The 3,049-nt window shown below is 53.5% G+C and carries 1 rRNA gene; it reads right to left on the reverse strand.

The features are described 5' to 3' along the window. Position 1: 1 nt before the first annotated feature. Positions 2-3,046, reverse strand: a 23S ribosomal RNA gene (locus A7975_RS17160). Between the last annotated feature and the right edge of the window lie 3 nt (positions 3,047-3,049).

Consider the following 3,049-nt stretch of genomic DNA (forward strand, 5'->3'; position numbering starts at 1 on the left):
TTAGGATAAGCCCTCGACCGATTAGTATTCGTCAGCTACACACATTGCTGTGCTTCCACCCCGAACCTATCAACCTCGTCGTCTTCAAGGGGTCTTACATACTGGGAAATCTCATCTTGAGGGGGGCTTCACGCTTAGATGCTTTCAGCGCTTATCCCGTCCGTACTTGGCTACCCAGCGGTGCTCCTGGCGGAACAACTGGTACACCAGCGGTACGTCCATCCCGGTCCTCTCGTACTAAGGACAGCTCCTCTCAAATTTCCTGCGCCCGCGACAGATAGGGACCGAACTGTCTCACGACGTTCTGAACCCAGCTCGCGTACCGCTTTAATGGGCGAACAGCCCAACCCTTGGGACCTACTTCAGCCCCAGGATGCGATGAGCCGACATCGAGGTGCCAAACCTCCCCGTCGATGTGGACTCTTGGGGGAGATAAGCCTGTTATCCCCAGGGTAGCTTTTATCCGTTGAGCGATGGCCCTTCCATTCGGTACCACCGGATCACTAAGCCCGACTTTCGTCCCTGCTCGACTTGTAGGTCTCGCAGTCAAGCTCCCTTATGCCTTTGCACTCTTCGAATGATTTCCAACCATTCTGAGGGAACCTTTGGGCGCCTCCGTTACATTTTAGGAGGCGACCGCCCCAGTCAAACTGTCCACCTGACACGGTCCCTCTACCGGTTTCACGGTAGTAGGTTAGAACTCCGATACGATCAGGGTGGTATCCCAACGATGCCTCCACACAAGCTGGCGCTCATGCTTCTAAGGCTCCCACCTATCCTGTACAGATCGTACCAAAGTCCAATATCAAGTTACAGTAAAGCTCCATGGGGTCTTTCCGTCTTGTCGCGGGTAACCTGCATCTTCACAGGTATTAAAATTTCACCGGATCTCTCGTTGAGACAGCGCCCAAGTCGTTACGCCATTCGTGCGGGTCAGAATTTACCTGACAAGGAATTTCGCTACCTTAGGACCGTTATAGTTACGGCCGCCGTTTACTGGGGCTTCGGTTCACAGCTTCGGGATTGCTCCCTAACCGCTCCCCTTAACCTTCCAGCACCGGGCAGGCGTCAGCCCGTATACTTCGCCTTACGGCTTCGCACAGACCTGTGTTTTTGCTAAACAGTCGCTTGGGCCTTTTCACTGCGGCCCCCTCGGGCTATTCACCCTACCGAGGCACCCCTTCTCCCGAAGTTACGGGGTCATTTTGCCGAGTTCCTTAACGAGAGTTCTTCCGCGCGCCTTAGCATGCTCTGCTCGCCTACCTGTGTCGGTTTGCGGTACGGGCACCTTCACCTGGCTAGAGGCTTTTCTTGACAGCCGGAGTACATGACCTTCGCTACTACAATTTTCGCTCCCCATCACAGCCCAGCCTAATAGTGTGCGGATTTGCCTACACACTAGCCTCACTGCTTGGACGGGCTATTCCATCAGCCCGCGTCACTGCCCTTCTGTGTCACCCCATTGCTCATAACGGTTTACGGTGGTACAGGAATTTCAACCTGTTGTCCATCCACTACGCCTTTCGGCCTCGCGTTAGGTCCCGACTTACCCTGAGTGGACGAGCCTTCCTCAGGAACCCTTAGGCTTTCGGCGGACAAGATTCTCACTTGTCTTTTCGTTACTCATACCGGCATTCTCACTTGAATACAGTCCACCAGTCCTCACGGTCCAACTTCAATCCGTATTCAACGCTCCCCTACCCAAGACATTGCCTTCACTTCAATCTGGATGTGTTTAGCTGGGCATTTGGTCAGAATCTTGATTAGACGCTAGGCGTCGATTCTGACAAATGTCCCGGTGTTATCCAGAACAAAGTGAAGACAATGTCATGTCATAGCTTCGGTGGTGTGTTTAGCCCCGTTACATTTTCGGCGCAGAGTCACTCGACCAGTGAGCTATTACGCACTCTTTAAATGGTGGCTGCTTCTAAGCCAACATCCTGGTTGTCTTTGCAACTCCACATCCTTTCCCACTTAACACACACTTGGGGACCTTAGCTGATGATCTGGGCTGTTTCCCTCTTGACAATGGATCTTAGCACTCACTGTCTGACTCCCGAGTAGCACGTCTATGGCATTCGGAGTTTGACTGGACTTGGTAACCCTTGGCGGGCCCCGCACCCAATCAGTGCTCTACCTCCACGACGCTCATTCCTCGAGGCTAGCCCTAAAGCTATTTCGGGGAGAACCAGCTATCTCCGAGTTCGATTGGAATTTCTCCGCTACCCCCACCTCATCCCCGCACTTTTCAACGTGCGTGGGTTCGGGCCTCCAGTGCGTGTTACCGCACCTTCACCCTGGACAGGGGTAGATCACACGGTTTCGGGTCTACGACCACGTACTTATTCGCCCTATTCAGACTCGCTTTCGCTACGGCTCCGTCTTCCCGACTTAACCTTGCACGTGATCGTAACTCGCCGGTTCATTCTACAAAAGGCACGCCATCACCCATTTAACGGGCTCTGACTTTTTGTAAGCGCACGGTTTCAGGTTCTTTTTCACTCCGCTTCCGCGGTGCTTTTCACCTTTCCCTCACGGTACTGCTTCACTATCGGTCACCAGGGAGTATTTAGCCTTGGCAGATGGTCCTGCCGGATTCCGACGGGGTTTCACGTGTCCCGCCGTACTCAGGATCCGTCTCGGAGAGTGCTTGCTTTCGGTTACAGGGCTTTTACCTGCTCTGGCGGGCCTTTCCAGACCTCTTCGCCTACCAAACACCTTTGTAACTCCGTGTGAGACGTCCTACAACCCCAAGGAGCAAGCTCCTTGGTTTGGGCTAATCCGCGTTCGCTCGCCGCTACTGACGGAATCACTATTGTTTTCTCTTCCTCAGGGTACTTAGATGTTTCAGTTCCCCTGGTATGCCTCTTACTAAGCTATGTATTCACTTAGTAGTAACTGTCCATTACGACAGCTGGGTTTCCCCATTCGGAAATCCTCGGATCAATGCCTGCTTACGGCTCCCCGGGGCGGTATCGTTGTTCGCCACGTCCTTCTTCGGCTCCTGGTGCCTAGGCATCCTCCGTGCGCTCTTACTAGCTTAACCTAG

The organism is Bacillus sp. FJAT-26390 (genome assembly GCF_001682865.1).
In the GTDB taxonomy this organism is placed as follows: Bacteria; Bacillota; Bacilli; order Paenibacillales; family Paenibacillaceae; genus Pristimantibacillus.